Below are 25,984 nucleotides of genomic sequence, written 5' to 3' on the forward strand. Positions count from 1 at the left end.
ACCGGGGGACCGGAGGGTTACAGGTCCCACACCTCCAGCCGTCCCTCGGTGCTGAGCATGGCGATCAGCGTGCCGTCCCGGGCGATGGCGATGTCCGCGTAGGTTCCGGACTGGCGCAACTGGGTGCCGCCGTCGATGGTCGGGGTGGACAGTCGTCCCCGCCGGAGCCAGAAGAGCGTGCCCGTCTCGGTACAGACCAGGCGCATCCACTTCGCGCCGAGCGCTTCGTCGGCCTCCCGGTCGGTGAGTCTGCGGCGGTAGACCTCTCGCCCGTCGTCGGTGCTCCACACGACGACCTCCTCGAAGGTGACGCACCCGACGTGGCTGCCGGAAGGGGAGACGGCGAGTTGCAGACCCGGATCGGGGGTCATCATCTGGAGGACCTTGTTCCTGAGGTGCGGAATGCTGTTGCTCACGCTCCGCCGGAGCGGCGGGCGGCCCCGCCGGTGGATGTGCACCTCCCGCGAGCGGGCCATGGCCACGACGGATGCGTCGATACTGACAGCGCTCGCGGCCATCGAGGGCGGGCAGGGCAGTGCCTCGATCGGTGCTCCGTCCTCGTAGTCGCGGACGGTCAGGTGTTTCTTGTCATGGGTGGCGAACACGTCGCCGCCGCTGGTGACCAGGAAGTGGTCGCCGTTCTGCAACGGGACCGGCGGAGACCGGAAGGCTCCGCCCGCCTGCGGGAAGTGCACGATCTCCAGTTCCTTCGGGCGGGCCACCACCACACTGTGCGTCAGGGAGGCCACCAGAGACTGATGGCCGAGTCGTTGCCGGGGAGAGCGGCCGCTGGTTCCGGGGAGCGGGTCCCCGGAGGCGGTCCAGCGGCGGATCCCGCCCTCGCCGTCGACGGCCACCACCGTGTGGTGGGGGCCGAATCCGACGACGGCCCGGTCGTCCCGTACGCCTGTCTCCGTCTGCCACCGTCGGCGCCGAGGCTCCTGATCCGGCACGAAGTCTGTTTGCCGGTCGCGCCCAGCCGAGCCCGCCTGCCCGAAACCCGCCATGGTGAAGGTGTCCCGGCCCGGCTCCAGGACCGGTGGCCGGGCCCCGGCGTCCTTCACCTGAGTCCGTGCCAGTACTTCGCCGCTCGCGTGGGCCGCCAGCCGCGCGAACCATGTGCGCCCGGCCTCGCTGATGTTGGTGTACGTCGTGAACCGTAGAGCCGTCACCGTCAGCGAGAGCAGGAACTGGACGTCCCAAGGGTCCCTCCAGCGGCGCATCGCCTCGCGGGCGGTGTCGCGCACGGCTGCCACTCGGGCCGCGGCGTCCGGGACGATGTCGGCGCGATGGGAGGCGTCCGGGTCGACGATGAACCTGAGGAGCGCATGCCGCTGGTCGGGCGGCAGTTCGTGCCTGTGGTTCACGTGTGGCACCAGAGTGGACAGGAGCAGGGTGGCCACATCGCGACCGAGATCCGCGTTCTTGCTGAAGGTGCACATGTCGATGAGGCGGTACAGGTGCGGCTGTGCCACCTTCTCCAGCCGCGGTACGAGAATGTTGTCGAGGTGGAGGTCTCCGTGACCGAGCGCCCGCAGGACCGGGACCGTCGGGTCCGCGAGCGCGGGGTGCGCGTCTTTGACCAGCAGATACGGATTGGGCACCCGCATGCCGTCGCTGTAGAGCCAAGGGAGCGAGGGACCGAGGACTCCCAGGCCCCGGCCGAACGCCTGGAGGGAGCCGCCGCTCGTCCACAGGTCGGCCAGTTCACGGTGGAGGAACTCGGACACCTTCATCTGTACCGGGACGGCGTGCCTCAGGGTGGCTTCGTTCCATTCGGTCAGCAGTCCCCGGACCACCGTGGTGACTACCTGGTTCTGTTCTTCCCGGACCAGGGACCCCGACGGTGTGGCGTCGAGCAGGCTGTCCCCGGCGACCTCCTGGAACATCACGGTCCTGCCGTCGGGAAGGTCGAGAGGCGAACACGGCTGGCCGACCAAGTGGTTGCGTGAGAACTCCGGCGCGGCATCCAGGGCTTCCGTATGGGCAAGCACCTCTCTGGCGGGTGCTCCGGCGGGAATCACCTTGATGACGAGCTGGTGGGGCGGGGGTGCGACGGAGGCCGCCAGGAGCACGGCGCCTGTGTAGCTGCTGCCGGTCGCGGTCCACAACGGGCGTCGAAGGCGAAGCTCGGACCAGCCGTACTTCTCACCCTGACGCAGGAGTTCATCGACGACCTCCTGTCCACAGACATTCCGGATCGACGCGATGTCCTCCGGCGAAATATGCAGCACGAGAAGCCCTTCGGCGGGAGGGTTCGGAAGGTGACTGCCAGCCTGCCAGGCCAGGAGATCGCGTGAGTGCGGTATCGCCCGGAACGTCCGTCGGCGGACCGAAGCGAACGCGAGGCCGGCCGCTTCCTCGTCCTCGTCGGCACCGCCCGTACCCTCACCGCCCCTGCGGACCCGGCGTATGGGGGCGACCCTGAGGCGGCTTCTACCGGGCCAGCCGCAGGGACAGCCCGTCCAGGACGACATCGAGGCCGTAGGCGAACTTGGCGTCGCGCAGGGCCGCCGGGTCGGTGGGTGTGGTGGCCGAGTCGGCGTAGGAACCGGCGAGATGGGTGTGACCGGCCGCCGCCTGCCGGGCGGCCGGCATCAGGCGGGCGATGAAATCCGCCTCGCTCTCCCCGGACCGCGCGACCGTGGTCAGCCAGGCGGCCTCGGTCGTGCTCATCCCGATCGTGTACGACAGCACGGCGTCGATCGCGCCGCTCGGCTCGGTGAAGCCCACGGCCGTGAACAGCGCCGCGAGCCGCTCGCTGAAGGCCATGAGGTTCGGGCCGAGGTAGGCGAGCCCGGCCTGCCCGAGCACCGAGGACAGCCAGCGGTGCCGTAGCGCGGTCGTACGGAAGGAGGCGGCGGCCTCGGTGACGGCGGCGCGCCAGTCGGCGGCGTCCGGGGCCGGGACGTGGATCTCGGCGGCGACCTCGTCGACGGCCAGCTCCATCAGCTCGTCCTTGGTGGCGACATGGCGGTAGAGGGAGGTCGCGCCGGCGTTCAGGCGGGAGCCGAGCTTGCGCATGCTCAGCGCCTCGATGCCGTCGGCGTCCAGCATCGCGATCGCCTCGCGGACGATCGCGTCCCGGCTGAGCGCGGGCTGGTCGGGGGCGCGCTGCTCACGGGCCCACACGGAGGGGATGGGCTTCGTCCTGGCGGCCATGGGGGCTCCTTCGTGCGGGCTGTGCGGGCGGTGCGAACTGTGCGTACGTCGTTCGCGTCCAGCGTACAGAGTTCAAGGATTGCGCACACTGTTCCTCTATGCGTACAGTGTGCGCACCGAGGGAACGGTGTACGCGCAGCCGGTCGGCGAGCGTGATCTGATCTGGAGGAAGCCCCATGGAGACCCGGAACCCGCGACGCTGGTGGATCCTCGTCGTGCTGTGCCTCAGCTCGCTGGTGCTGGTGGTCGACAGCATGGCGCTGACCGTGGCGGTGCCGTCGATGACCGAGAGCCTCGGCGCGAGCGCCCAGGACACGCAGTGGATCCTCGACTCCTACGTCCTGGTCTTCGCCGGCCTGCTGCTGACCTCCGGCAGCCTCGGCGACCGCTTCGGCCGCCGGAAGGTGATGCTGATCGGCCTGGTGCTGTTCGGGGCGGCGTCACTGGCGGGCACGTTCTGCACCAACCCCGGCGAGGTGATCGCCGTACGGGTGGCGATGGGGACGGGCGGGGCGCTGATCATGCCGTCGACGCTCTCGATCCTCATCACCGTCTTCGACGCGGAGGAACGCGCCAGGGCGATGGCGGCGTGGGGCTCGGTGTCGATGCTCGCGCTGGTCGGCAGTCCGGTGCTCGGCGGCGTCCTGATCGACCACTTCTCGTGGCACTCGATCTTCTTCCTCAACGTCCCTGTCGTGGCGCTCGCGCTGGTGGCCGGTGTGACGCTGATGCCGGAGTCCAGGGGGCCCTGGCGGAAGCCGGACCCGCTGGGCGCGGTGCTGTCGGCGGTCGGCATGACGGCGCTGATCTGGTGGATCATCGAGATCCCGCAGCACGGCGCGTTCGGCGGCCGGAGCCTGGTCACCCTCGCGGTGGCGCTGGCGGGTCTGGCCGGATTCGTGATCTGGGAGAACGTCACGCCGACCCCGATGGTCCCGCTGGTCCTCTTCAAGCACCGTGATTTCAGCGGCGGTTCGCTCTCCCTGACCCTGGTCCAGATCGGCAACGGCGGCCTGCTGCTGGTCCTCACCCAGTACCTGCAGTTCGTCCTCGGCTACTCACCGGTGAAGGCGGGCCTGGCCTTCGTCCCGCTCGCGGTCACCGCGCTGGCCGGCAACGCGGCGGGCGCCAGGTTCACGGCGACGTACGGCCACCGCTCCCTCGTCCTGGTGGGCATGCTGGTGATGGCGTCCTCCTTCGCCCTGCTGACGACGGTCACGGCCGACACCGGCTTCACCGTCCCGGCGGTCGCCCTCGGACTCCTCGGCCTGGGCGCGGGCCTCGCGATGCCGGCCGCGGTGGGTGCCCTGATGGGCACGATCCCGGAGGACGAGGCGGGCGTCGGCTCGGCCCTCAATGACACGATCCAGCAAGCGGGTACGGCCCTGGGCATCGCGATCCTCGGCTCCCTCCTGTCGAGCGGCTTCGCCGACGAGATGCCCTCCGGTACGTCCGACACGGCCCGCCACTCGATCGGCGGGGCGCTGGCCGCGGCGCACGGGGACGCGGGGCTGGTCCGGACGGCTCGCGAGGCGTTCACGGACGCCATGTCGACGACCTTCATGGTGAGCGCGGCCGGGGTCGTGGCGGCGGCGGTGCTGGCGGCCGTGGTGATGCGGGACGGGAAGCGGCGGCCGGTGACCGGGGCCCAGGAGGAGCCGGCGGAAAGGGAGTTGGCCGCCTGACCCGGGCCGTCCTCCACCCGCCCGGGCACGTCACCGCCCGGCGCGCCCGGTGCAGCCGCCCCCAACTCGCTTGTCCGGGCGTGGACTTCTCACAAGGCCCGTTCCATGCACACCAGGTGATCCCGGCCGTCCCACGACTCGACGACGGTGAAGCCGAACCGTTCGTAGAGGGCGACCGCACCGGTCCGCCACGCCCACACCGACAACCGCACGGCGTCCGCACCGCTCTCCGTCGCCTGCGCGAGCGCCGCGCCGAGGAGATCCGAGGCCACGCCCCGGCCCCGGAACGCCGGTTCCGTCCAGAGCCGCTTGATCTCCGACCGCCCGTCGACGGGGGCGGTCACCACCAGACAGCCCACCGCGGTGCCCCCGCTCACGGCGACCAGCACGACATCGTCGGCGAACGCGGCTCCCGGGTCCGAGACCTCCGCCCGGTACCGGTCCGGCAGCCCGTCCGGGTCGGCGACGGGCGTCCCCTTCTCGGCCTCCGTCCGCAGGTGGTACGCCGCCAGCAACGCGCCCACCCCGTCCGCGGCGGACAGGGCGCGGCCCGGTCGACGGACGAGGTGAACCGCACGCTGATCAGCCATGACGCCAAGTATCCAGGGACGCGGACCGCGCCCCTCACGGACCCGTGGCCCCGAACTCCGCCAGCGCTTCCCGCACCGCCCGGTGCCCCACCTCCGCCAGCACCGGATTCCGCCCGCCCCGGTAGTAGTGCTCCGCCACCAGCCCGAAGCGCAACGCCCACCCCCGCCCCCGGGCCCAGACCGCGTCCTCGAACTCGCCCGCCTCGCGGAAGAGTTCACGCGTCCCGGAGGAGAACAGGGCCCATGCGGGCAACGCGTCCGCCGCCGGATCGCCGGTTCCGAGGCCGCCGAAGTCGATGACCGCGCTGAGCCGGCCGGAGGTGGTGAGCAGATTGCCGGGCAGGAGGTCGCCGTGGAGCCAGACGGGGTCGGCCTGCCACTGGGGCAGGGCGAGGACGTCCTCCCAGGCGGCCGTCGCGAGCGCCGCGTCGTGGGTGCCGTCCGCGCCCAGGTCCTCGATCGCCTCACGAACCTCCGCGTCCCGCTCCCCGACCGGCCCGCCCCGGAACGACGTCGGCCCGCCCACCGCGTCCACCCGGCGCAGCGCGGCGACGAAACGCCCCAACTCGACCGCCGTGGCCGCTGGTTCGGCCGGCGGTGCGTCGTACGCGCTGCTCCCGTCCAGCCAGCCGTAGACCCCCCACCGCAGCCCGTAGCCGCCTCCCGGCGCACCCATCGCCAGCGGCACCGGCACCGCGAGCGGCACCCGCGGTGCCAGGCGCGGCAGCCACCGCTGTTCGGTCTCGATCTGCCGTGCCCCGCCCGGCAGTCGGGGCAGGCGTACGACCATGTCCTCGCCCAGCCGGTACATCGCGTTGTCGGTCCCGGCCGAGGCGACCCGGGTGACGGGCAGACCCGCCCAGTCCGGGAACTGCTCGCCGACCAGGCGGCGCACCAGCTCCGCGTCGATGTCGAGTTCGTCGGCGTGCATCCTGGCGCTGGCGGTCATGGGGCTCCGGTTCGTGAGGCGGCGGCACCGGAGCGTAGCCAGCCCGGGGCCGCCCGCGCCACGGCATTCCGCCGCCGCCTCAGGACCTCACCTCACCCCACGCTCACCGCGCTCCACGCCGCGCCCACCGCCGCGTACTCCGCACTCCCCACCCCGTAGAGGTCCCTGGCCGCGTTGAGGGTCGCCGTCCGGGCCCCGGCGTAGTTCGTCGAGGACGTCATGTAGACCGTCAGCGCCCGGTACCAGATGGCCCCCAGCTTGTCCCGCCCGATGCCGCTCACCGAAGAGCCGTTGCACGTGGGCGAGTTGTAGCTCACGCCGTTGACGGTCTTCGCGCCGCTGCCCTCGGCGAGGAGGTACGCGAAGTGGTTGGCGACCCCTGAGGAGTAGTGGACGTCCAGGTTCCCGACCGACGAGCTCCAGCAGTTGGCGGAGTTGCCGTCCTTGGAGGGCTGGTCCATGAACCGCAGCGCCGCCTTGCCGAAGCCCGGCCGCACGATCTTCTCGCCGATGAGGTAGTCGCCCAGGTCGGAGGAGTTGTTGGCGTACCACTCCACCAGCGTGCCCATGATGTCGGAGGTCGCCTCGTTGAGTCCGCCGGACTCGCCCGAGTACGTCAGCGCCGCCGTCTTGGACGTCACGCCGTGCGACATCTCGTGCCCGGCGACGTCCAGCGCCACCAGCGGACCGAGTTGCGTCCCGTCACCGTCGCCGTACGTCATGCAGAAGCAACTGTCGTCCCAGAAGGCGTTGTTGTAGCTGTTGCCGTAGTGCACGCGGTTGTACGAGCCCTTGCCGTCGCCCGCGATGCCGTTGCGGCCGTGCACGTTCTTGTAGTAGTCCCAGGTCACGTCGGTGCCGTACTGCGCGTCGACCGCCGCCGTGGAACGGTCCGAACTCGTTCCCGTTCCCCAGTGGTTGTCGGCATCCGTGAACAGCGTGGCCGGGGCGCGGCTGATGCAGATGCCGAAGATGCACAGGTCGGTCTTGTTCGCCGCGTCCCCCGTGTAGGTCCCGCCGCGGGTGGCGTCCTTGAGCTGGTACGTCGATCCCGACAGCGTCGTCTCCAGCGGCACCGTCCCGTTGTACAGCGACTGCCCGTCGCCTGCCGCGGTCTCCACACTGTCCCAGGCGTCGATCTGGGCGCCGGTGCGGGCGTCGGTCAGCACCGTGCGGGCGACCGGGTTGCCGAGCGAGTCCTTGGCGACCGCGTTCGTCCGCCAGGCGAGCTTCGGTGCGCCGTGCAGCGCGTCGACCGTCAACTGGGGCTTGGCCGTCACGCTCTTCAGCGCTTCGCCGAGATGCGCCGCCCGCAATGCGTTCACCGCCAGGTCGGCGGCCTTGGGGGCGGCCACCTTCGGCGTCACGGACGGCAGGGATATGGAGCTCCGGGTCGCCCGGTCGGCGCTGCGGTAGGTGCCGTTCGGTGCCAGGTGGACCACGAAGTCGCCGCCGAGGACGGGGAGCCGGCGGTACGTACGGTCGTAGCGGACGTGCTGGCTGCCGTCCGCGTCGACGATCACGTCACGGACCGACGTGTCCTCCGCGGCCGTGAGCCCGAGGCTCGCGGCGTGCGCCACCAGGGCGGAGGCGGCGTTCGCCATCGCACCGGCCCGGGTCGGCCGGTCGGCCGCGTGGGCGGTCGGGGCGAGGGTGGCGGCCAGCAGGGTCGCGGCACCGGCGGCGACACCGGCCGTGGCGAGCCGCGAACCCCGGACACGCCGTGTTTGACTCATCGTTCTCATCGGTCTCCTCGGGACGAAAGTGGGGGTGGGGAGAGGGAGGTGATGGTGGCTTAGATTTAAGGGGGCATGACATGTCATGTCCATAGCGCATACACAGGCAGAGGACAGCGAGGAGAAGGAGAGCGATGACGCCGCCACCCCTCCCCTTCTTCGTCTACGGCACCCTCCGCCCCGGCGAGCCCAACCACGACCTCTTCCTGCGCGGCCGTACGCACACCGAAGAACGCGCACGCCTCCACGGCGCCGCCCTCTACGACGGACCCGGCTACCCGTACGCCGTGGACGCCCCCGGCGCCGTGACCGTCGGCGAACTCGTCACCGCGCACCCCGAGGCCCACCCCCGACTGCTCGGCGAACTGGACCGGCTTGAGGAGTACGCCCCCGGCGACCCGGACAACCTCTACGAACGCGTCGTCCGCGAGGTCACCCGCGACACCGACGGCACGACCGTCCGCGCCTGGGTCTACCTCGCCGCCCCCGCCGTCACCGCCCGCCTGCGCACCCACGGCAAGCTGATCGAGGGCGGCGACTGGACCGGCCGCCGCTGACGGCGCCTCAGCGGGCGGAGGCCAGCGCCCGCGCCACCCCGGTCTCCTTGTGGCCGAGGAACCGCGGATCGGGGTGGAACACCACGTCCAGCGCCGCCTTCCCCGCCGCCAGCACCTCGCGGGTGCCGCCGTAGTACCAGGTCACGTCGTGCGACTCGTCGACCCCGACGCCGTACGACGCGACGCCCGCCGCCTCGCACAGGGCGACCGCACGCCGGATGTGGAAGTTCTGGCTGATCAGGACGGCCCGGTCGACGCCGAAGATCTTCTTCGCGCGGACGCAGGAGTCCCAGGTGTCGAAACCGGCGTAATCGGTCACCACGCGCGCGCGTGGCACCCCGTGCTTCGCCAGGTAGACGCGCATCGCGTCCGGTTCGTCGTAGTCCTCGCGGCTGTTGTCGCCGGTCACCAGGACGACCTTCACCCGCCCCTCCCGGTACAGCGTGGCCGCCGCGTCCAGCCGGTGCGCCAGGTACGGCGACGGCTCGCCGTCCCACAGCCCGGCCCCGAAGACCACGGCGACGTCGGTGCGCGGCGCGTCCTGGACGGTCCGCAGCCGGTCGGCGGTCGCCACCCACAGCCAGGTGGCCGGAAGCAGCGCGAGGACACACCCGGCGGCCACCACCTGCACGAACTGCCGCCATCCCGCACGCGTGCGGGGCAGCCGTGGTCTGCGGAGTTCCAGGCGACGCATGAGAAGGGCCCTCCCCGTTCGGGTTCGACAGTCACAGACGCGCCGGGACCCGCTCCGGTTCTCACACCCCCCGCCACCCCGCCGTGAACCCCCGGAAAAGACCCGTGACTCCAGAGCAACGGCGGGGCAACCTCCTCGCGCCACCATCACTCCATGACGCCGCCGCACCCGCCCCGCGAGGACCCCGCCCCCGGCAGCACGCCCACCCTCGTCCTGGTGGCCCACGGCAGTCGCGACCCAAGAGCCCTGCACACCGTACGAGCCCTCCAGGCCCGCGTCCGCGCCCTGCGCCCCGGCCTCCCCGTCCGCCTGGGCCACATCGAACTGAACGAGCCGCGCCTCCCGGACACCCTCACCCGGCTCGCCACCCCGGAAGCGGTCCTGGTCCCCCTCCTTCTGTCCCGCGGCTACCACGTGAAGCAGGACATCCCCGAACTGGCCGCCCACGCACGGGCACACACGCGCGTGGCACCCCCTCTGGGCCCGCACCCCCTCCTGGTGGAGACCCTCCACGACCGCCTGGTGGAGGCGGGCTGGCCCACCGGGAGCCGCGCGGCGAGCGCCGTGGTCCTGGCCGCGGCGGGCTCCCGGGACCCGGAGTCGCAGCGGGACACCGCCCGCACGGCCCGCCTCCTGGCCACCCGCCTCGGCGTCCCGGTCATCCCGGCCTTCGCCTCGGCCGCGGCCCCCACCGTCCCCGAGGCGGTCCGCACCCTCACCGCCCGAGGCCACCACAGGGTGGCAGTGGCCTCCTGCTTCACGGCTCCTGGCCGCTTCGCGACCCAGTGCGCGGAAGCGGCCCCATGGATCGCATCGGCCCCGTTGGGAGCCCACCCCGCGATGGCCAGGCTGATCCTCCACCGCTACGACCAGACGCTCGGCACCCGGCCGCGGGCACCCCACCCGCAGGCGCGGGGAACGGCCCGACCGGCCACCGTGACCAGCCGCAACGAGCCGATGGCCGCACCCGATCCGCACCCGGCGGACGCATAGGCGCCCCGCAACTCCCGAATTGTCACTGCCGCCGTTTACTGTCGAACCATGGAAGGCACCGCAGGTACCCGCACCGCACCACCCCCGGCCTACGACCCCACGTCCGTCGACCGCTGGGCCGCGGAGCCCGACAAACGCCCCGGCCGCACCGCCTTCCAGCGCGACCGCGCCCGCGTGCTCCACTCCGCCGCCCTCCGCCGCCTCGCGGGCAAGACCCAGGTCGTCACCCCGGGCACCCGCAGCCGGGCCTGGGACGCCAGCCCCCGCACCCGCCTGACCCACTCCCTGGAGTGCGCCCAGGTGGGCCGGGAACTGGGCGCGGCCCTCGGCTGCGACCCGGACCTCGTGGAGGCGGCCTGCCTCTCCCACGACCTGGGCCATCCTCCCTTCGGCCACAACGGCGAACAGGCACTGAACGAATTCGCCGACGACTGCGGCGGGTTCGAGGGCAACGCGCAGTCCCTGAGACTCCTGACCCGCATCGAACCGAAGCGCTTCACGCGGAGCGACACGACGGGCGAGATGGTGAGCGTCGGCCTCAACCTCACCCGGGCCACCCTGGACGCGGCCACCAAGTACCCCTGGCCGCGCGGAGTCCACCCCACCGACCCGGCCTCCCCGAAGTTCGGTGTCTACGAGGACGACAGGCCCGTCTTCGACTGGGTCCGCAAGGGCGCCCCCGGCACGCGCACGTGCTTCGAGGCCCAGGTGATGGACTGGTCGGACGACGTGGCGTACTCGGTGCACGACGTCGAGGACGGCCTGCACGCCGGCCACATCGACCCGAACTACCTGCACGCGGAGCCGGAGCGCCAGGAGGTCTTCGAGGTGGCCGTCGGCCGCTACGTCCCCGCGGACACCGACCCCGCCGAACTCGCCGAGGCCCTGGACCGGCTCCAGAACGAGCCGTGGTGGCCGCACGGCTACGACGGCTCGGCCGTGGCGCAGGCCCGCCTCAAGGACGCCACCAGCCAGCTCATCGGCCGCTTCTGCCTGGCCGCCGAGACCGCCACGCGCGCGGCGTACGGCGCCGGCCGCCTCACCCGCTACGACGCCGAACTCGTCGTACCGCGCGAGGCGCGGCTGGAATGCGCGGTCCTGAAGGCGGTCGCCGACCGGTACGTGATGCAGCGTGCGGAGCAGGAGCGGATCCGCGCCGACGAGCGGGTCGTGGTCGCCGAACTCGCCGAGGCGCTCACCACGCGCGCGCCGGACGGGCTGGAGCCGCAGTTCCGCGCGCAGTTCGACGAGGCGCCCGACGACCGCGCCCGCAAGCGGGTGATCGTGGATCAGATCGCCTCGCTGACGGACGCGTCGGCGCGGTCTCTTCACGCGCATCTCACATCACTGGGGCACAGTGACGCGAAACAAGCCCGAATGTGACCCTCCGTGGCCTGATCGGGCCACACCCCCTTCCCGCATCACGCTGCGTGCGGGACGCTCGCATATGGCGGCATCATTACGAGGAGGCATCAAGTGGTCGACGCGGATCAGACGTTCGTCATCATCGGAGGAGGCCTGGCCGGCGCCAAGGCGGCCGAGACGCTCCGAGCGGAGGGCTTCACCGGCCGCGTGATACTGATCTGCGACGAACGCGACCACCCGTACGAGCGTCCGCCGCTGTCCAAGGGCTACCTCCTCGGCAAGGAGGAGCGCGACAGCGTCTTCGTGCACGAACCCGCCTGGTACGCGCAGAACGACATCGAGCTGCATCTCGGCCAGACCGTCGACGCCATCGACCGTGCGGCGAAGACGGTCCGCTTCGGGGACGACGGCACCCTCGTCCACTACGACAAGCTGCTCATCGCGACCGGCTCCGAACCCCGCCGCCTCGACATCCCGGGCACGGACCTCGCGGGCGTCCACCACCTGCGCCGCCTCTCCCACGCGGAGCGCCTCAAGCACGTCCTGACCTCCCTCGGCCGGGACAACGGCCACCTGGTGATCGCCGGCGGCGGCTGGATCGGCCTGGAGGTCGCCGCGGCGGCCCGGGAGTACGGCGCCGAGGTCACCGTCGTGGAACCGTCCCAGACACCGCTGCACGGCGTCCTCGGCCCCGAGCTGGGCCAGATCTTCGCCGACCTGCACGCCGAGCACGGGGTGCGGTTCCACTTCGGCGCCCGGCTCGCCGAGATCGTCGGCCAGGACGGCATGGTGCTGGCCGCCCGCACCGACGACGGCGAGGAGCACCCGGCGCACGACGTCCTCGCGGCCATCGGAGCGGCCCCGCGCACCGCGCTCGCCGAGGCGGCGGGCCTGGAGCTGGCCGACCGCGCGCACGGCGGCGGCATCGCGGTCGACGAACGGCTGCGCACCTCCGACCCCGACATCCACGCGGCCGGTGACGTGGCCGCCTTCCACCACGCCCTGTTCGACACCCGCCTGCGGGTGGAGCACTGGGCGAACGCGTTGAACGGCGGCCCGGCGGCGGCCCGCGCGATGCTCGGCAAGGACGTCACCTACGACCGCGTGCCCTATTTCTTCTCCGACCAGTACGACCTGGGCATGGAGTACTCCGGCTGGGCGCCCCCCGGCTCCTACGACGAAGTGGTGATCCGGGGAGACGCGGGCAAGCGCGAGTTCATCGCCTTCTGGATGAAGGAGGGCCGGGTGCTGGCCGGGATGAACGTGAATGTGTGGGACGTCACAGAGCCCATCCAGCAGCTCATCCGCTCCCGGGTGCGGGTGGACACCGAGGCCCTCGCGGACCCACACGTTCCGCTGGACAGCCTGGGCGCCAGGAGCTCCTCCTAGTCACTGCTGTCAGTCCGGCCCCGTAGAATTCACGCGTGGCAGGACGGATCAACGACGAGGACGTGAAGGCGGTTCGGGACGCGGTCCCGATCGACGCCGTGGTGTCCGAGTACCTCCAGCTGCGGAACGCGGGCGGCGGCAACCTCAAGGGCCTCTGCCCGTTCCACGACGAGAAGTCGCCCTCCTTCCAGGTCAGCCCCAGCAAGGGTCTCTTCCACTGCTTCGGCTGCCAGGAGGGCGGCGACACCATCACGTTCGTGATGAAGGTCGACCACCTCACGTTCTCGGAGTCGGTCGAGCGCCTGGCCGCCCAGGCCGGCATCACCCTGCGGTACGAGGAGGGCGGGTACAACCCCTCCCACCAGCGCGGCGAGCGCATCCGCCTGGTCGAGGCCCACAAGATCGCCGCCGACTTCTACGTGGAACAGCTCGCCGTCAGCCCCGAGGCGGACACCGGCCGCACCTTCCTCGCCGAGCGCGGCTTCGACCAGTCCGCCGCCGAGCACTTCTCCGTCGGCTACAGCCCGCAGGGCTGGGACCACCTCACCAAGTACCTCCGCGGCAAGGGCTTCAGCGACAAGGAGATCCTGCTCTCCGGCCTCGCGCAGGAGGGCCGCCGCGGCCCCATCGACCGCTTCCGAGGCCGCCTGATGTGGCCGATCCGCGACATCGGCGGCGAGGTCGTCGGCTTCGGCGCGCGAAAGCTCTACGAGTCGGACAACGGCCCGAAGTACCTGAACACGCCCGACACCGCGATCTACAAGAAGTCGCAGGTCCTGTACGGCATCGACCTCGCCAAGAAGGACATCGCCAAGTCCTCCCGCGCGGTCGTCGTCGAGGGCTACACGGACGTCATGGCCTGCCACCTCGCCGGAGTCACCACCGCCATCGCGACCTGCGGCACGGCCTTCGGCGGCGACCACATCAAGATCCTCCGCAGACTCCTGATGGACAACGGCTCGGCGCGCGTGATCTTCACCTTCGACGGCGACGCGGCCGGCCAGAAGGCGGCCCTGCGCGCCTTCGAGGACGACCAGAAGTTCGCCGCCGAGACGTACATCGCCATCGCCCCGGACAACATGGACCCCTGCGAGCTGCGCCTCGCCAAGGGCGACGCGGCGGTCGCCGACCTCGTCGAACCCCGCACCCCGCTCTTCGAGTTCGCGCTCCGCCAGATCGTCGTCCGCTACGACCTCGACACCCCCGCGGGCCGCGCCTCCGCGCTGGACGAGGCCGCCCCGATCGTCGCCCGCATCAAGAACAGCGGCGCCCAGCACGAGGTGGCCGTCCAGCTCGCCGGCATGCTCGGCATCCTGGACACCCAGTTCGTGGTCAAGAGGGTTGCCCAGCTGGCCCGCTGGGCCCGCGACCGCGGCGGCAAGGGCCCCGCCCCGGCCAGGGGCGCCGACCGGCAGCAGTACGACACCACCCCCCGCCCCAGCACCGCGGGCCCCGCCCTCACCCTGCGCAACCCGGTCTTCGCCACCGAGCGCGAGCTGCTCAAACTCGCCCTCCAGCGCCCCGACCTGGTCTCCCCGGCCTTCGACGCGTACGGCGTCGACGAGTTCACCGCCCCGCCCTACGCCGCCGTCCGCGAGGCGATCATCGAGGCGGGCGGCGCCGAGTACGGCCTCCAGGACGCCCAGGACTACCTGGTCCGGGTCCGCGAGGCCGCCCCGGACGACGCCGTCCGCGCGATGGTCACCGAGCTGGCCGTCGAGGCGATCCTGCGCCGCACGGTCGACGAGAACTACGCGGGCGAGCAGCTCGTCACCGTCCGCCGCAGAGCCGTGGTCCGCCGGATCCGCGACATCCAGGGCACGATGACCCGCCTCGGCAGCCTCGGCGACTCCGCCGAACTGGCCGCCGTACAGAACGAGTTGTGGGTGCTCCAGCAGTACGACCAGGCACTCCAGGTGCACGGCGCGGGGGCTCTGTGAGGCACCGGGGCCGGGGGCTCACCCCTGCTCCGGTATCCGGGACGCCCCGATCGACCTGCTCGGATCCCGCAGTGTCCGCACCAGCCGCTCCACGGGCACCGGAGGCAGCGCTTCCCCCTCGAAGGTGCTGCGCAGCGCCAGATCGTAGGCGGCCATCCCGCGCTGCACCTCGGTGAGGAACTCCTCACTGATCACCGCCGTCCCGTCGGCGAGACCGGAGCGTGCCGCCGCCTTGGGACCGGGCCGGCCGAGATAGGTGTGCACGATGTCGGGCGGCCCGTCGTCGAACGGACGGTCGTACTCCACCAGCCCCGTCACGTCCTCCACGGTGAAGTTCCCGTCGGGACTGTTGAGCTGGGCGATCGTGTCGCTGCTCGCCCGCAGCAGCAGGCCCTCCGTGTACTGGGCCGGTGCCCCCTCCAGATTGAGGAACAGCACCTTCACGTCCGGCACGTCCGGCTCGCCCGTCCTGCGGTACACGATCGCGCGCTGGGCGTCCGCGTTGTCCGTCGCCACGCTCCAGGTCCGCCGGAAGCCGCGGATCCGGGCCCGGACCACCTCCGCGCCCGGCCGCGGCACATGCCCGTACAGATCCCGCAGCGCCTGCGGGTCCACCAGCCGGCCGTAGACGAACAGGGCCTGCCGGGCGGGCTGCTCGAAGGTGGCCCAGCCCGCCCAGGAACTGCTCGGCCGGCTCAGGTCCACGTCCACCCGGGAGAAGCGGCCGATCTGCACATGCTGGGGATCGAGCCGGTACCAGTGCTCGTCGTGCACCTCGACGCCGAGCCCGCCCACCTTGCCCGACACCCGGATCAGCAGGTCGTGCAGCCCGCTGTCGGAGATGTCGATGCCCTGCACGGTGCGGATCTGCCCGGCGTCCAGTTCCGCGTCCATCGGAATCCACAGGGTGAAGGTCGTGCCCTCCTTGGACACGGGCCACAGACGGGCGCCCACCCGGCTGCCGTTGGACCCGAGCACCTCCAGCGGATGCGTCCGGATCAGCCGGCTGCCGTCCACCGGCGACGGCTCCAGATAGCGCAGATACGCCTCGCAGCGCAGATCGGCGATGGTGAGATGGCGCAGCTGCTTGTAGAAGCGCACCGCGATGGTGCCGTGGTGCGTGCCCTCCTTCTCCTGCCGGTACACGGTCTCGTCCACCTCCCACGGCAGACACACACTGGGCTCCGCACGCCACACGAAGCCGCGGATCGAGTACATCCGGGCGAACACCACCGCGATCACCAGCGCGGGCAGCACCAGGCCGACCGCCGCCGCGACACTCGCCAGCAGATCGTCCCAGGACCCGGCCCGCCGGTCCGGATAGTCCCCCTGCCCGCTCAGCGCCCGGAACATGGAGCCCGTCAGCGACAGGAACGCGCTCACGCCGCCGTACCGGTGCTCCGGCCCGGCGACCAGCGTGTGCGCCCCGGCCAGCACCAGCGACAGGACGGCCAGCCCGCCGAACAGGACGAGCAGCAGCAGCCAGGCCGGCTGCCCGCTCACCCACCAGCGCCAGGACTGCTGCTGGATGGGATGGTGACGACGGCGTCTCAAGGACGGGGCCATGGCACTCCCTCAGGCCGGAGGTCTCGGGTCGAGCTCTTTGCTGAAACAGAGCGCGAACGGGTCGTCCAGATACGGCGGATACGGCGGGACGGGGAGGAAGCCGCGGCTCCGGAACAGCCCCTGCGCGGCCGTGTGCCGCACCCCGGTCTCCAGGTAGAGCACCCGCGTGCCGAGCCCCGCGCTCAGCGTCTCCGCGGCGGCCATCAGCGCACTGCCCACACCGGACCGCCGGGCCCCGGAACGCACGTACACCCGCTTGACCTCGTAGGCGTACGGCGGGACGCCGAGGACCGCCAGCGGCTGCACGGCCACGCATCCGACGGCGTCCGCACCGTCCGAACGGGCCAGCAGGAAGCGGGCGCCGGGATCGACGCCCGCCCGGTAGATTCCCGCCAACTCCGGGTACCGGCCCAGATGTTCACGGTGCGAGGCGGCCAGCAACTCGTCCAGGTCCGCTCTGTCGTCGGCCGTACACGGGTGCACCTCCAGCATGCCGGGAGTATCGCCACGCGCGGCGCACGGCAACCCTGCGAACCCGTCCGGTCACGCCTCGATTGCAAAAAGTCACCGCACGCCCCTCGTGGCGGCGATGTGTCGTACTCCACACTGGGTTCCGGTGCCTGAGTCCTCGGAGCGCGGCCGATCCGTCCCCAGCGGGTCCTTCACCCCCGCGGTTCCGCTCATCGAGTACGGGACGGACAGCGGCGAGGCCGCCGATTCCGCCCCTGAAGTGCCGCTGCCGCACCCCCTGGCAGCGATCATCCTGGAGGTCGCCCCCGTGCAGACCCAGACCCTCGACCAGACCGAGACCAGCACGACGGACGGCGCGGAACCGGACGCGGAGACCGATGTCCTCGCGACCGTCCCTCCGCAGAGCCGTGCCGCGCACCACCCGGAAGCCGCGGACCCGGAGAACCCGCCCGAGCCCGAAGAACCGACGGCCGAGGCGGTGGAGACCGCCGAGGCCCTCGAACCCGGGACGCGGCCCCGGGGCCGGGTCGCCGCCGACAACGGCGCGCCCTCCTCGGACCTGTTCCGCCAGTACCTCCGCGAGATCGGCCGCATCCCGCTGCTCACCGCGGCCGAGGAGGTCGACCTCGCCCGCCGGGTGGAGGCCGGCCTGTTCGCCGAGGAGCGGCTGAGCGGCGCCTTCGACCTCGACAGCCAACTCGCCCTGGACCTGGACAAGTTGGTCGTCATGGGCCGGATGGCCAAGCGCCGGCTCATCGAGGCCAACCTGCGGCTCGTGGTGTCCGTCGCCAAGCGGTACGTCGGACGCGGGCTGACCATGCTCGACCTCGTCCAGGAGGGGAACCTCGGGCTGATCAGGGCGGTCGAGAAGTTCGACTACGCCCGCGGCTACAAGTTCTCGACCTACGCGACCTGGTGGATCCGCCAGGCCATGTCCCGCGCCCTCGCCGACCAGGCCCGCACGATCCGCGTCCCGGTGCATGTCGTCGAGCTGATCAACCGGGTCGTCCGGGTCCAGCGCCGAATGCTCCAGGAGCGCGGCTACGAACCGACGCCGGAGGAGGTGGCCGACCACCTCGACCTCGCGCCCGAGCGCGTCAGCGAGGTGCTCCGGCTCGCCCAGGAGCCGGTGTCGCTGCACGCGCCGGTGGGCGAGGAGGACGACGTGGCCCTCGGTGACCTCATCGAGGACGGCGACGCCACCAGCCCCGTCGAGTCGGCGGCGTTCCTGCTGCTGCGGCAGCACCTCGACGTCGTGCTGTCGACGCTGGGGGAGCGGGAGCGAAAGGTCGTACAGCTGCGGTACGGGCTGGCGGACGGGCGTCCGCGCACGCTGGAGGAGATCGGCCGGATCTTCGGCGTGACCCGGGAACGGATACGGCAGATCGAGTCGAAGACGCTGAACAAGCTGCGGGACCACGCCTTCGCGGACCAGCTCAGGGGCTATCTGGACTGATGCCGGGTGCGTGCGGGCCGGTGGGGGCGGGCCGCGCCCCGCGGCGGAGCCGCACATGTACACAGCCCCGCGCCCCTCAAACGCGTTGGTGTGTGAGGGGCGCGGGGAACTGCGCGACCAGCCCCCACCGGACCCGCAGCCGAACGACGAACCGCTAGTCCACTTCGGCCACCGCCTGCGCGAACTGCGCCTTGTACAGCCGCGCGTACGCCCCGTCCGCCGCCAACAGGTCGGTGTGCGCGCCCTGTTCGACGATGGAGCCGTTCTCCATGACGAGGATCGTGTCCGCGTCCCGGATCGTGGAGAGCCGGTGCGCGATCACGAACGACGTGCGGCCATGGGCGAGTTTGGCCATCGCCTTCTGGATCAGCACCTCCGTGCGGGTGTCCACGGAGGACGTCGCCTCGTCGAGGACCAGGATCGTCGGGTCGGACAGGAACGCCCGCGCGATGGTGATGAGCTGCTTCTCACCGGCGCTGACCCCCGTGCCCTCGTCGTCGATGACCGTGTCGTAGCCCTCGGGCAGCGTACGGACGAACCGGTCGGCGTGCGCCGCCCGCGCCGCCTCCTCGATCTCGCCCCGGGTGACCTCGCGCGAGGCCCCGTACGCGATGTTGTCGGCGATGGAGCCGCCGAACAGCCAGGTGTCCTGGAGCACCATGCCGATCCCGGACCGGAGTTCGTCCCGGGACATCCGCGCGATGTCCACGCCGTCGAGGGTGATGCGCCCGCCGGAGACCTCGTAGAACCGCATGAGGAGGTTGACGAGGGTCGTCTTGCCCGCGCCGGTGGGGCCGACGATCGCGACCGTGTGGCCCGGTTCCACCGTCAGGGAGAGATCCTCGATGAGCGGCTTGTCGGGGTCGTAGCGGAAGGAGACGTGCTCCAGGGCGACCAGGCCGCGGAGTTCGGCCGGGCGCTCGCTCGGCATCGGGTCGGGGGCCTGCTCCTCGGCGTCGAGGAGTTCGAAGATCCGCTCGGCCGAGGCGACACCGGACTGGACCAGGTTCGCCATCGACGCGACCTGGGTCAGCGGCATGGAGAACTGGCGCGAGTACTGGACGAAGGCCTGCACGTCACCGATGGAGAGCGAGCCGGACGCGACGCGCAGGCCGCCGACGACGGCCACCAGCACGTAGTTGAGGTTCGAGACGAACATCATCAGCGGCTGCATGACCCCGCTGTTGAACTGCGCCTTGAAGCCCGCCTCGTACAGCGCGTCGTTCTGCTCGGCGAACAGCTGCGCCGACTCGTCCTGCCGGCCGAAGACCTTCACCAGGGTGTGCCCGGTGTACATCTCCTCGACGTGCGCGTTGAGCTTGCCGGTCGAGCGCCACTGCTGCACGAAGTGCGGCTGCGAGCGCTTGCCGATGCGGGTGGCGACGAGGAACGACAGCGGCACGGTCACCAGCGCGACCAGCGCCAGCAGCCAGGACACCCAGAACATCATCGCCAGCACACCGATGATCGTGAGCAGCGAGTTGATCAGCTGGCCCATCGACTGCTGGAGCGTCTGCCCGATGTTGTCGATGTCGTTGGTCGCGCGCGACAGCACCTCACCGCGCTGGCGCTTGTCGAAGTACGACAGCGGCAGCCGCGACATCTTCGTCTGCACGCTCTCGCGCAGCCGGAACATGGTCCGGTTGACCGCCCGGTTGACCATCCGGGTGGCCACCGCCATCAGCAGCCCGGCCACCATGAACGTGCCCAGCGCGAGCAGCAGCACATGCCCCACCGAGGTGAAGTCGATGCCCTTGCCCGGGGTGAAGTCGGTGCTCTTGAGCATGTCAGCGACCGAACCCTGGCCGCGGTCGCGCAGCACCTGGAGGGCCTGCGCCTTGGTCGTCCCGGCCGGCATCCGCCGCCCGATGATGCCCGCGAACACCAGGTCGGTGGCGCTGCCGAGGATCTTCGGCCCGATCACGTTCAGCCCGACGCTGACCACCACGCACGCCAGCAGGATGCCGATGGTCAGCCGCTCCGGCCTGAACTGGCCGATCAGCCGCTTGCCGGACACCTTGAAGTCCATCGAACGGGCGTCGGGGCCCGTCCCGGCCATCATCCGCCCCATGGGCCCGGCCATCAGGCAGCCTCCGCTTCCGTCAGCTGGGAGAGCACGATCTCCCGATACGTCTCGTTGTCCGCCATCAGCTCGTGATGACGGCCCGTCCCCACCACCCGGCCCTCGTCGAGTACGACGATCCGGTCGGCGTCCCTGATGGTGGCCACCCGCTGCGCCACGATCACCACGGTCGCCTCGGCGGTCTCCTGCGAGAGCGCCGCCCGCAGCGCCGCGTCCGTCGCGTAGTCGAGGGCGGAGAAGGAGTCGTCGAAGAGGTAGATCTCCGGCCGCTGCACCAGCGTCCGGGCGATGGCGAGCCGCTGCCGCTGACCGCCGGACACGTTCGTGCCGCCCTGCGCGATGGGGGAGTCGAGGCCGTTCTCCAGCTCCTCGACGAAGCCCTTGGCCTGCGCCACCTCCAGCGCGTGCCACAACTCCTCGTCGGTCGCGTCCGGATTGCCGTAGCGGAGGTTGGTCGCCACCGTGCCCGCGAAGAGGTACGGCTTCTGCGGGACCAGGCCGACCGTCCTGGCGAGCAGCGCCGGGTCGATGGTCGACACGGCGACCCCGTCGACGAGGACCTCGCCGTCGGTCGCGTCCACCAGACGCGGGACCAGACTCAGAAGGGTGGACTTCCCGCTGCCGGTCGAGCCGATCACGGCCGTCGTCTCGCCCGGTCGGGCCACCAGGTCGATGGACTTCAGCACGGGTTCCTCGGCGCCCGGGTAGCAGAACCCGACCCCGCGGACCTCCAGGTGCCCGTGCCGGCGCAGCTCGGTGACGGGCGCGAGCGGCGGCACGACACTGCTCTCGGTGTCGAGGACCTCCTCGATGCGCTCGGCGCAGACCTCCGCGCGCGGCACCATCATGAACATGAAGGTGGCCATCATCACGGACATCACGATCTGCATGAGGTAGGCGAGGAACGCGGTCAGATCGCCGATCTGCATCCCGCCGCTGTCGATCCGGTGCGCGCCGAACCACACGACGGCGATCGACGACAGGTTCACCGTGGTCATGACCACCGGGAACATCAGCGCGAGCAGGTTGCCGGTCCTCAGCTGCATCTCGGTGAGATCGCTGTTGGCCTTCCGGAACCGCTCCTTCTCGTACTCGTCCCGGACGAAGGCGCGGATCACGCGGTTGCCGGTGATCTGCTCGCGCAGCACCCGGTTCACCGCGTCGAGCCGTACCTGCATCGCCCGGAACAGCGGCCGCAGCCGGCGCACGATCAGCGTCACGCAGAGGGTCAGCGTCGGCACCACGGCGACCAGTACCCCGGACAGCGGCACGTCGAGACCGAGCGCCAGGATGATTCCGCCGACGCACATGATCGGCGCCGACACCAGCAGCGTGAACGTCATCAGGGTCAGCATCTGGACCTGCTGGACGTCGTTGGTCGTCCGGGTGATCAGCGAGGGCGCGCCGAACTGGCCGACCTCGCGGGCCGAGAACGACTGCACCCGGTCGAAGACGGCACGCCGGACGTCCCGGCCGACGGAGGATGCGGTGCGGGCGCCGAAGTAGACGGCACCGGTGTTGCACACGACCTGGACCAGCGAGATCCCGATCATCAGGGCGCCGAAGGACAGGATGTAGCCGGTGTCACCCTTCACCACACCGTTGTCGATGATGTGCGCGTTGAGGGTGGGCAGGTAGAGGGTGGCGCAGGTCTGCAGGAACTGCAGCAGCACCAGCAGAAGGATGGGTTTCCTGTAGGGCCTGAGATAGGTCCGCAGAAGTCGTATGAGCACGCTGGGTCTCTCGGAGTCGGCGGGTGGAGGGCGGACGGTGTGCCCCTCGCCCCCATCGTCGGACACTCCACCCGCGTTACCTCAACCGATTAAGCCAACAGCACTCCCGTACGCCCCCTTATGCACCCTTGAGTGCCTCGTCCGCGCCGGCATCGGCGCGCATCTAGGAGCGGAACGCGCCCGGATGCGTCTGTTCCCGTACCGACACGTACTGCTGCCGCACGGCCTGACCTACGGCCAGTTCGTCGCCCGGCTCGAAGACCTGTGCGACCGGTCCCTGCCAGGGCGGCGGGTTGCGCGGGTCCAGGGCGCCCTGCGAGACCCCGAGCGCCCACGCGGCCTGCCGGGCGGCGCCGATCGCCGCGTAGTCGGCGGGCTGCGGTACGACGATCTGCGTCCCGAACAGCGCGGGCGCGGCGGCCTGCACGGCGGGCAGCTCCGCGGCCGGCCCGAGCAGGAAGAGCCGCCGTACGGCGACGCCCCGCCCGCGCAGCACGTCCAGCGCGTCCGCGAGCCCGCACAGCATGCCCTCGAACGCGGCCCGCGCCAGATGCTCCGCCTTCATCGACTCCCGCCGCAGCCCGGCCAGCGTCCCCGCGGTGTGCGGCAGGTTCGGCGTCCGCTCACCCTCCAGATAGGGCAGGAACACCAGCCCGTGCGCCCCCGGCGTCGACTTCATCGCCAGCTCGGACAGACTCTCCAGATCGGGCAGCCCGAGCAGCTCGGCGGCGCCCCGCAGGGTCCGTACGGCGTTCAGCGTGGTGACGACCGGCAGATGCATCCCGGTCGCGTCGGCCAGCGAGGTGATCATCCCGCTCTGGTCGACGAGCGCCTCGGGGTGCACGGCCATCACGGACCCGGAGGCCCCGAGCGACACGACCGCGTCCCCGAACCCGATCCCGAGCCCGAAGGCGGCGGCCATGGTCTCGCCGGTGCCGGCGGAGATCAGCAGCCCCTCCGGAGTCGTACCGGCCGCTTCGGCCGGACCGATCACCTCGGGGAGCATCGCCTGGTGCCCGAGGGCGAGTTCGACGAGGTCGGGCCGGTAGCCGCCGCCGGCGGCCGACCAGTAGCCGGTCCCGGAGGCCCCGCCCCGATCGGTTGTCCGCCGCACCGGCCGGCCGAGCAGCTGCCACACCAGCCAGTCGTGCGCCTGGAGCAGCGCGGCCGTACGCCGGGCGTTGTCGGGCTCGGTCCGGTTCAGCCAACGGAGCTTGGTCACGGGGTGCGCGGCCTGCGGTACGGAACCCACCGCCTGCGCCCACGCCTCGCGCCCGCCGAGCGCGTCGACGAGGTCCGCCGCCGCGACCTGCGCCCGCTTGTCGCCGCCGACCATCGCGGGCCGCACGGTGTTGCCCTGCGCGTCCAGCGGCACGACCGCGTTCTGCTGCGCGGAGACCCCGATGGCCTGGACCCCCTCCAGCAGCCCCCCGCCGGCCGCCTCGCCCAGCGACAGCAGCCAGGCCTGTGGATCGACATCGGAGGGCCGCCCGCCACCCTCGGTCTCGCTCTCGACCGGATGCGGCGCGTATCCCTGCCTGAGCACGGACCCCGTGTCCGTGTCGCAGACGACGATACGAGTGAAATCGGGCGAACTGTCCAACCCGGCGACTATCCCCATGGCAGAAATTCTGCCGTACGGCGAGAGGTGGCGGCGCCGGGTCGCGACTCCCTAGGTGTTGCTGGTGCCCCAGTCGTCCTCGCCCGTGCCGTTCGCGTTGCGCTCACGCAGGGACCGTACGCGCTGGGCCACGGAGTCGGGGACCCGGTCGCCGACCTTCTCGCCGACCGCGTGGTACGCCTTGCCCGCGAACTGGCGGCCCTGCTGCGCCGCCGTCTCGGCGGTGTTGCGGACGGCGGGGTTCTGCGCGACCTGGCGTGCCGACTTCTTCAGCTGCTCGTAGCGCTCGCGTCCGGCCCGCGTGCCCAGCACGTAACCCAGAGCCAGTCCGACGACGAACGTGAGCTTGTAGCGCATGACGGCCATCCTTCCCTTGCGTAGATCTCCGACGCGGCTCGATGCCGGGGGAACCGATTGGCGGAGCACCCCCCTGCTTGCGCTAATGTATGTGTCGCAGCGAGCACACGCCCTCTGGCGAATACCCAGGGAGGTACGTTCGATGCAACGAGGCATTCCCCTGTAGCTCAATTGGCAGAGCAGCCGGCTGTTAACCGGCAGGTTACTGGTTCGAGTCCAGTCGGGGGAGCTTCGGTCTTCCGTAGCTCAATTGGCAGAGCAGCCGGCTGTTAACCGGCAGGTTACTGGTTCGAGTCCAGTCGGGAGAGCGCAGTGAGGAAGCAGTGATGAGGACCCCGTTGGGGTCCTTTTTCATGTCCCCCGGAACCGCTCGCGACGTGCGGCAGTCCTCATGGTCGTGCGAAGTCGACCATCCGAAGCAGGAGATCGTATGAGCGGCTATGCTGCGGCAGACGGCGCGTACAAATGTGCGCGACGCGCCGTAATGGGGCGGTAGCTCAGCCGGTTAGAGCAGCGGACTCATAATCCGTCGGCCGTGGGTTCGAGTCCCACCCGCCCCACCTTCGCTTCCCTCAGGAGAACCGTTTCCACATGCGGAAACGTCTGGACGGGTGTCATCACTCGCATGTGGTGACACCCGTTCAGCTGTTCAGGGCAGGGCTCAAGGGGCGTGTGATGACGTCGCGTCCCCTCGGTGTGTCTGTGCCGGCCCGCCGAGCCGGGGGTGAGCGGCGGGCCGGTCCTTCTGTCGTGGGGACCCTCGGGAGGTCTGGAAGGGCGCGCTGGCCGTCGTCCAGGTCCCGGCCCGGTGGGCCCGGAGGTCAGCGGGGCTGGGTGAGTTGGGCGGCCAGGAGGTGGGCGTCGAGCAGGGTGGTGTCGGATGCCCGGGCTGCCTTCACGTAGCCGGTGAGCATGCGTTTGGTCAGGACGAGGGCCTGTGGGGAGCGTCGGGCGAGGGGTCTGGTCCAGGCGGTGATGGTGTCGTCCAGGTCGTCGAGGGGGGCAACCTTGTGGAGGAGGCCGAGGCCGTGGGCGGTGGGGGCGTCGAAGTCCTCGCAGGTGAGCATGAGTTCGCGGATCCGGGCGGCGCCTGCCTCCACGATCAGGCGGCCCATTCCGCCGCCCCACGCGGGTGCGAGGCCGAGGCCTACCTCCGGCATGCGGAAGCGGCAGGTGTCCGCCCCCGCGCGCAGGTCGCAGTGCGCGGCCAGCGCGAGGCCGGCGCCGATGACGTTGCCGTGGAGGCGGGCGATGGTGACGGCGTGGGTGTTCTCCAGGGCCTGGCACAGACGCTGGGCCTTGTCCACGAGGCGCCGCAGCCTGGCCCCGGTCGGGTCGGCGGCCAGCGCGTCCTGGTACTCCCTGCGGTCCGCGCCCAGGCAGAAGTCCTCACCGAGGGACGAGAGGACCAGGATGCGGACGTCGGGCTGTTCGTGGAGGCCGTCGAGGACGGCGATGAGGGCGTCCAGGACGGCGGAGCCGAGGACGTCGTCGTCCTGGGCGGAGGGGTTGAGGCGCGCGTGGAGGACGGGACCGGTCCGGGTGAGGCTCAGGGGGGCGGCTGCGGGTGCCGTCTCCGGGTGGTGCGGGGGCTCCGTGTCGGGGGCGTGCACGGTGGCACCAGGGGTCATTGGCGA

At 71.2% G+C, this 25,984-nt stretch carries 20 protein-coding genes and 3 tRNA genes; 10 read left to right on the top strand and 13 right to left on the bottom strand.

Features of this window, described 5'->3' with window-relative positions; translation table 11 throughout:
* Positions 1 to 17: 17 nt before the first annotated feature.
* Together ACIPTO_RS13905 and ACIPTO_RS13910 are read right to left on the bottom strand one after the other, a co-directional pair.
* The gene (locus ACIPTO_RS13905) at positions 18 to 2,234 is read right to left on the bottom strand and encodes a hypothetical protein (protein ID WP_401191551.1); all 2,217 of its coding nucleotides are present in this window, start codon (positions 2,232 to 2,234) and stop codon (positions 18 to 20) included.
* A 202-nt stretch (positions 2,235 to 2,436) separates the two neighbouring features.
* Positions 2,437 to 3,162 carry a TetR/AcrR family transcriptional regulator gene (locus tag ACIPTO_RS13910; RefSeq protein ID WP_401191553.1) on the bottom strand — a complete coding sequence of 242 codons (726 nt, stop codon included), beginning with the start codon at positions 3,160 to 3,162 and terminating at the stop codon, positions 2,437 to 2,439.
* Between the two features lie 176 nt (positions 3,163 to 3,338).
* Here ACIPTO_RS13910 and ACIPTO_RS13915 point away from each other — a divergent pair, with 176 nt between their 5' ends.
* Complete coding sequence (locus tag ACIPTO_RS13915; RefSeq protein WP_401191556.1) at positions 3,339 to 4,847, top strand: MFS transporter; 1,509 nt, start codon at positions 3,339 to 3,341, stop codon at positions 4,845 to 4,847.
* 89 nt (positions 4,848 to 4,936) lie between these two features.
* Here ACIPTO_RS13915 and ACIPTO_RS13920 read toward each other — a convergent pair whose 3' ends face one another.
* From ACIPTO_RS13920 to ACIPTO_RS13930, 3 genes are all read right to left on the bottom strand, one after another.
* Positions 4,937 to 5,437 (bottom strand): GNAT family N-acetyltransferase, encoded by a 501-nt coding sequence (locus ACIPTO_RS13920; protein ID WP_401191558.1) that lies wholly within the window; start codon positions 5,435 to 5,437, stop codon positions 4,937 to 4,939.
* A gap of 34 nt (positions 5,438 to 5,471) precedes the next feature.
* Complete coding sequence (locus ACIPTO_RS13925) at positions 5,472 to 6,386, bottom strand: aminoglycoside phosphotransferase family protein (RefSeq protein ID WP_401191561.1); 915 nt, start codon at positions 6,384 to 6,386, stop codon at positions 5,472 to 5,474.
* Between the two features lie 92 nt (positions 6,387 to 6,478).
* On the bottom strand, positions 6,479 to 8,122 hold the full coding sequence (locus ACIPTO_RS13930) for a M4 family metallopeptidase (RefSeq protein WP_401191564.1): 1,644 nt from the start codon (positions 8,120 to 8,122) through the stop codon (positions 6,479 to 6,481).
* 134 nt (positions 8,123 to 8,256) lie between these two features.
* Here ACIPTO_RS13930 and ACIPTO_RS13935 point away from each other — a divergent pair, with 134 nt between their 5' ends.
* On the top strand, positions 8,257 to 8,679 hold the full coding sequence (locus ACIPTO_RS13935) for a gamma-glutamylcyclotransferase family protein (protein ID WP_366313796.1): 423 nt from the start codon (positions 8,257 to 8,259) through the stop codon (positions 8,677 to 8,679).
* Between the two features lie 7 nt (positions 8,680 to 8,686).
* Here ACIPTO_RS13935 and ACIPTO_RS13940 read toward each other — a convergent pair whose 3' ends face one another.
* Positions 8,687 to 9,373 (bottom strand): ElyC/SanA/YdcF family protein, encoded by a 687-nt coding sequence (locus tag ACIPTO_RS13940; RefSeq protein WP_366313798.1) that lies wholly within the window; start codon positions 9,371 to 9,373, stop codon positions 8,687 to 8,689.
* A gap of 153 nt (positions 9,374 to 9,526) precedes the next feature.
* On the opposite strand from ACIPTO_RS13940, the gene ACIPTO_RS13945 reads away from it, so the two are divergent.
* The 4 genes from ACIPTO_RS13945 (at position 9,527) to dnaG (ending at position 15,060) form a co-directional block, all read left to right on the top strand.
* Positions 9,527 to 10,366 (top strand): sirohydrochlorin chelatase, encoded by an 840-nt coding sequence (locus ACIPTO_RS13945; RefSeq protein ID WP_401191567.1) that lies wholly within the window; start codon positions 9,527 to 9,529, stop codon positions 10,364 to 10,366.
* A 48-nt stretch (positions 10,367 to 10,414) separates the two neighbouring features.
* Positions 10,415 to 11,749, top strand: a complete 1,335-nt coding sequence (locus tag ACIPTO_RS13950) for a deoxyguanosinetriphosphate triphosphohydrolase (RefSeq protein ID WP_401191569.1) — start codon at positions 10,415 to 10,417, stop codon at positions 11,747 to 11,749.
* Positions 11,750 to 11,842: 93 nt separating this feature from the next.
* Complete coding sequence (locus ACIPTO_RS13955) at positions 11,843 to 13,120, top strand: FAD-dependent oxidoreductase (protein ID WP_366313804.1); 1,278 nt, start codon at positions 11,843 to 11,845, stop codon at positions 13,118 to 13,120.
* Between the two features lie 35 nt (positions 13,121 to 13,155).
* Complete coding sequence (dnaG, locus tag ACIPTO_RS13960; protein WP_366313806.1) at positions 13,156 to 15,060, top strand: DNA primase; 1,905 nt, start codon at positions 13,156 to 13,158, stop codon at positions 15,058 to 15,060.
* An 18-nt stretch (positions 15,061 to 15,078) separates the two neighbouring features.
* On the opposite strand, the gene ACIPTO_RS13965 is transcribed toward dnaG, so the two are convergent.
* Together ACIPTO_RS13965 and ACIPTO_RS13970 are read right to left on the bottom strand one after the other, a co-directional pair.
* Positions 15,079 to 16,626 carry a hypothetical protein gene (locus tag ACIPTO_RS13965; RefSeq protein ID WP_366313808.1) on the bottom strand — a complete coding sequence of 516 codons (1,548 nt, stop codon included), beginning with the start codon at positions 16,624 to 16,626 and terminating at the stop codon, positions 15,079 to 15,081.
* A gap of 9 nt (positions 16,627 to 16,635) precedes the next feature.
* Positions 16,636 to 17,118: a GNAT family N-acetyltransferase gene (locus ACIPTO_RS13970; RefSeq protein WP_366313810.1), complete on the bottom strand. Its 483-nt coding sequence runs from the start codon at positions 17,116 to 17,118 to the stop codon at positions 16,636 to 16,638.
* 124 nt (positions 17,119 to 17,242) lie between these two features.
* Between ACIPTO_RS13970 and ACIPTO_RS13975 the strand changes: the two genes are divergently transcribed.
* The gene (locus ACIPTO_RS13975; protein ID WP_401191573.1) at positions 17,243 to 18,553 is read left to right on the top strand and encodes an RNA polymerase sigma factor; all 1,311 of its coding nucleotides are present in this window, start codon (positions 17,243 to 17,245) and stop codon (positions 18,551 to 18,553) included.
* A 154-nt stretch (positions 18,554 to 18,707) separates the two neighbouring features.
* Here the strand turns inward: ACIPTO_RS13975 and ACIPTO_RS13980 are convergent, their stop codons facing one another.
* The 4 genes from ACIPTO_RS13980 to ACIPTO_RS13995 all read right to left on the bottom strand — a co-directional run bounded on the left by ACIPTO_RS13980 (position 18,708) and on the right by ACIPTO_RS13995 (position 24,347).
* Positions 18,708 to 20,636 carry an ABC transporter ATP-binding protein gene (locus ACIPTO_RS13980; protein WP_401191576.1) on the bottom strand — a complete coding sequence of 643 codons (1,929 nt, stop codon included), beginning with the start codon at positions 20,634 to 20,636 and terminating at the stop codon, positions 18,708 to 18,710.
* Positions 20,636 to 22,369 (bottom strand): ABC transporter ATP-binding protein, encoded by a 1,734-nt coding sequence (locus ACIPTO_RS13985; protein WP_366313816.1) that lies wholly within the window; start codon positions 22,367 to 22,369, stop codon positions 20,636 to 20,638. Before ACIPTO_RS13985 ends, ACIPTO_RS13980 begins: the two co-directional genes overlap by 1 nt.
* Before the next feature lie 163 nt (positions 22,370 to 22,532).
* Positions 22,533 to 23,990: an FGGY family carbohydrate kinase gene (locus tag ACIPTO_RS13990; protein WP_366313818.1), complete on the bottom strand. Its 1,458-nt coding sequence runs from the start codon at positions 23,988 to 23,990 to the stop codon at positions 22,533 to 22,535.
* 51 nt (positions 23,991 to 24,041) lie between these two features.
* Positions 24,042 to 24,347, bottom strand: a complete 306-nt coding sequence (locus tag ACIPTO_RS13995) for a YtxH domain-containing protein (RefSeq protein WP_266768396.1) — start codon at positions 24,345 to 24,347, stop codon at positions 24,042 to 24,044.
* Between the two features lie 156 nt (positions 24,348 to 24,503).
* On the opposite strand from ACIPTO_RS13995, the gene ACIPTO_RS14000 reads away from it, so the two are divergent.
* The 3 genes from ACIPTO_RS14000 (at position 24,504) to ACIPTO_RS14010 (ending at position 24,907) form a co-directional block, all read left to right on the top strand.
* A tRNA-Asn gene (locus ACIPTO_RS14000) sits at positions 24,504 to 24,576 on the top strand.
* A 6-nt stretch (positions 24,577 to 24,582) separates the two neighbouring features.
* A tRNA-Asn gene (locus ACIPTO_RS14005) sits at positions 24,583 to 24,655 on the top strand.
* A gap of 178 nt (positions 24,656 to 24,833) precedes the next feature.
* Positions 24,834 to 24,907: transfer RNA gene (locus ACIPTO_RS14010), tRNA-Ile, on the top strand.
* Positions 24,908 to 25,168: 261 nt separating this feature from the next.
* Here the strand turns inward: ACIPTO_RS14010 and ACIPTO_RS14015 are convergent.
* Complete coding sequence (locus tag ACIPTO_RS14015) at positions 25,169 to 25,978, bottom strand: enoyl-CoA hydratase/isomerase family protein (protein WP_401191581.1); 810 nt, start codon at positions 25,976 to 25,978, stop codon at positions 25,169 to 25,171.
* Between the last annotated feature and the right edge of the window lie 6 nt (positions 25,979 to 25,984).

Source organism: Streptomyces sp. NPDC090083 (genome assembly GCF_044747445.1).
Taxonomy (GTDB): domain Bacteria; phylum Actinomycetota; class Actinomycetes; order Streptomycetales; family Streptomycetaceae; genus Streptomyces.

Bases quoted from the DNA above. Each gene is read 5' to 3' on its own strand.
- ACIPTO_RS13910 (WP_401191553.1), bottom strand. From the start codon at position 3,162: ATGGCCGCCAGGACGAAGCCCATCCCCTCCGTGTGGGCCCGTGAGCAG.
- ACIPTO_RS13915 (WP_401191556.1), top strand. From the start codon at position 3,339: ATGGAGACCCGGAACCCGCGACGCTGGTGGATCCTCGTCGTGCTGTGC.
- ACIPTO_RS13920 (WP_401191558.1), bottom strand. From the start codon at position 5,437: ATGGCTGATCAGCGTGCGGTTCACCTCGTCCGTCGACCGGGCCGCGCC.
- ACIPTO_RS13925 (WP_401191561.1), bottom strand. From the start codon at position 6,386: ATGACCGCCAGCGCCAGGATGCACGCCGACGAACTCGACATCGACGCG.
- ACIPTO_RS13930 (WP_401191564.1), bottom strand. From the start codon at position 8,122: ATGAGTCAAACACGGCGTGTCCGGGGTTCGCGGCTCGCCACGGCCGGT.
- ACIPTO_RS13935 (WP_366313796.1), top strand. From the start codon at position 8,257: ATGACGCCGCCACCCCTCCCCTTCTTCGTCTACGGCACCCTCCGCCCC.
- ACIPTO_RS13940 (WP_366313798.1), bottom strand. From the start codon at position 9,373: ATGCGTCGCCTGGAACTCCGCAGACCACGGCTGCCCCGCACGCGTGCG.
- ACIPTO_RS13945 (WP_401191567.1), top strand. From the start codon at position 9,527: ATGACGCCGCCGCACCCGCCCCGCGAGGACCCCGCCCCCGGCAGCACG.
- ACIPTO_RS13950 (WP_401191569.1), top strand. From the start codon at position 10,415: ATGGAAGGCACCGCAGGTACCCGCACCGCACCACCCCCGGCCTACGAC.
- ACIPTO_RS13965 (WP_366313808.1), bottom strand. From the start codon at position 16,626: ATGGCCCCGTCCTTGAGACGCCGTCGTCACCATCCCATCCAGCAGCAG.
- ACIPTO_RS13970 (WP_366313810.1), bottom strand. From the start codon at position 17,118: ATGCTGGAGGTGCACCCGTGTACGGCCGACGACAGAGCGGACCTGGAC.
- ACIPTO_RS13980 (WP_401191576.1), bottom strand. From the start codon at position 20,636: ATGGCCGGGCCCATGGGGCGGATGATGGCCGGGACGGGCCCCGACGCC.
- ACIPTO_RS13990 (WP_366313818.1), bottom strand. From the start codon at position 23,990: ATGGGGATAGTCGCCGGGTTGGACAGTTCGCCCGATTTCACTCGTATC.
- ACIPTO_RS13995 (WP_266768396.1), bottom strand. From the start codon at position 24,347: ATGCGCTACAAGCTCACGTTCGTCGTCGGACTGGCTCTGGGTTACGTG.
- ACIPTO_RS14015 (WP_401191581.1), bottom strand. From the start codon at position 25,978: ATGACCCCTGGTGCCACCGTGCACGCCCCCGACACGGAGCCCCCGCAC.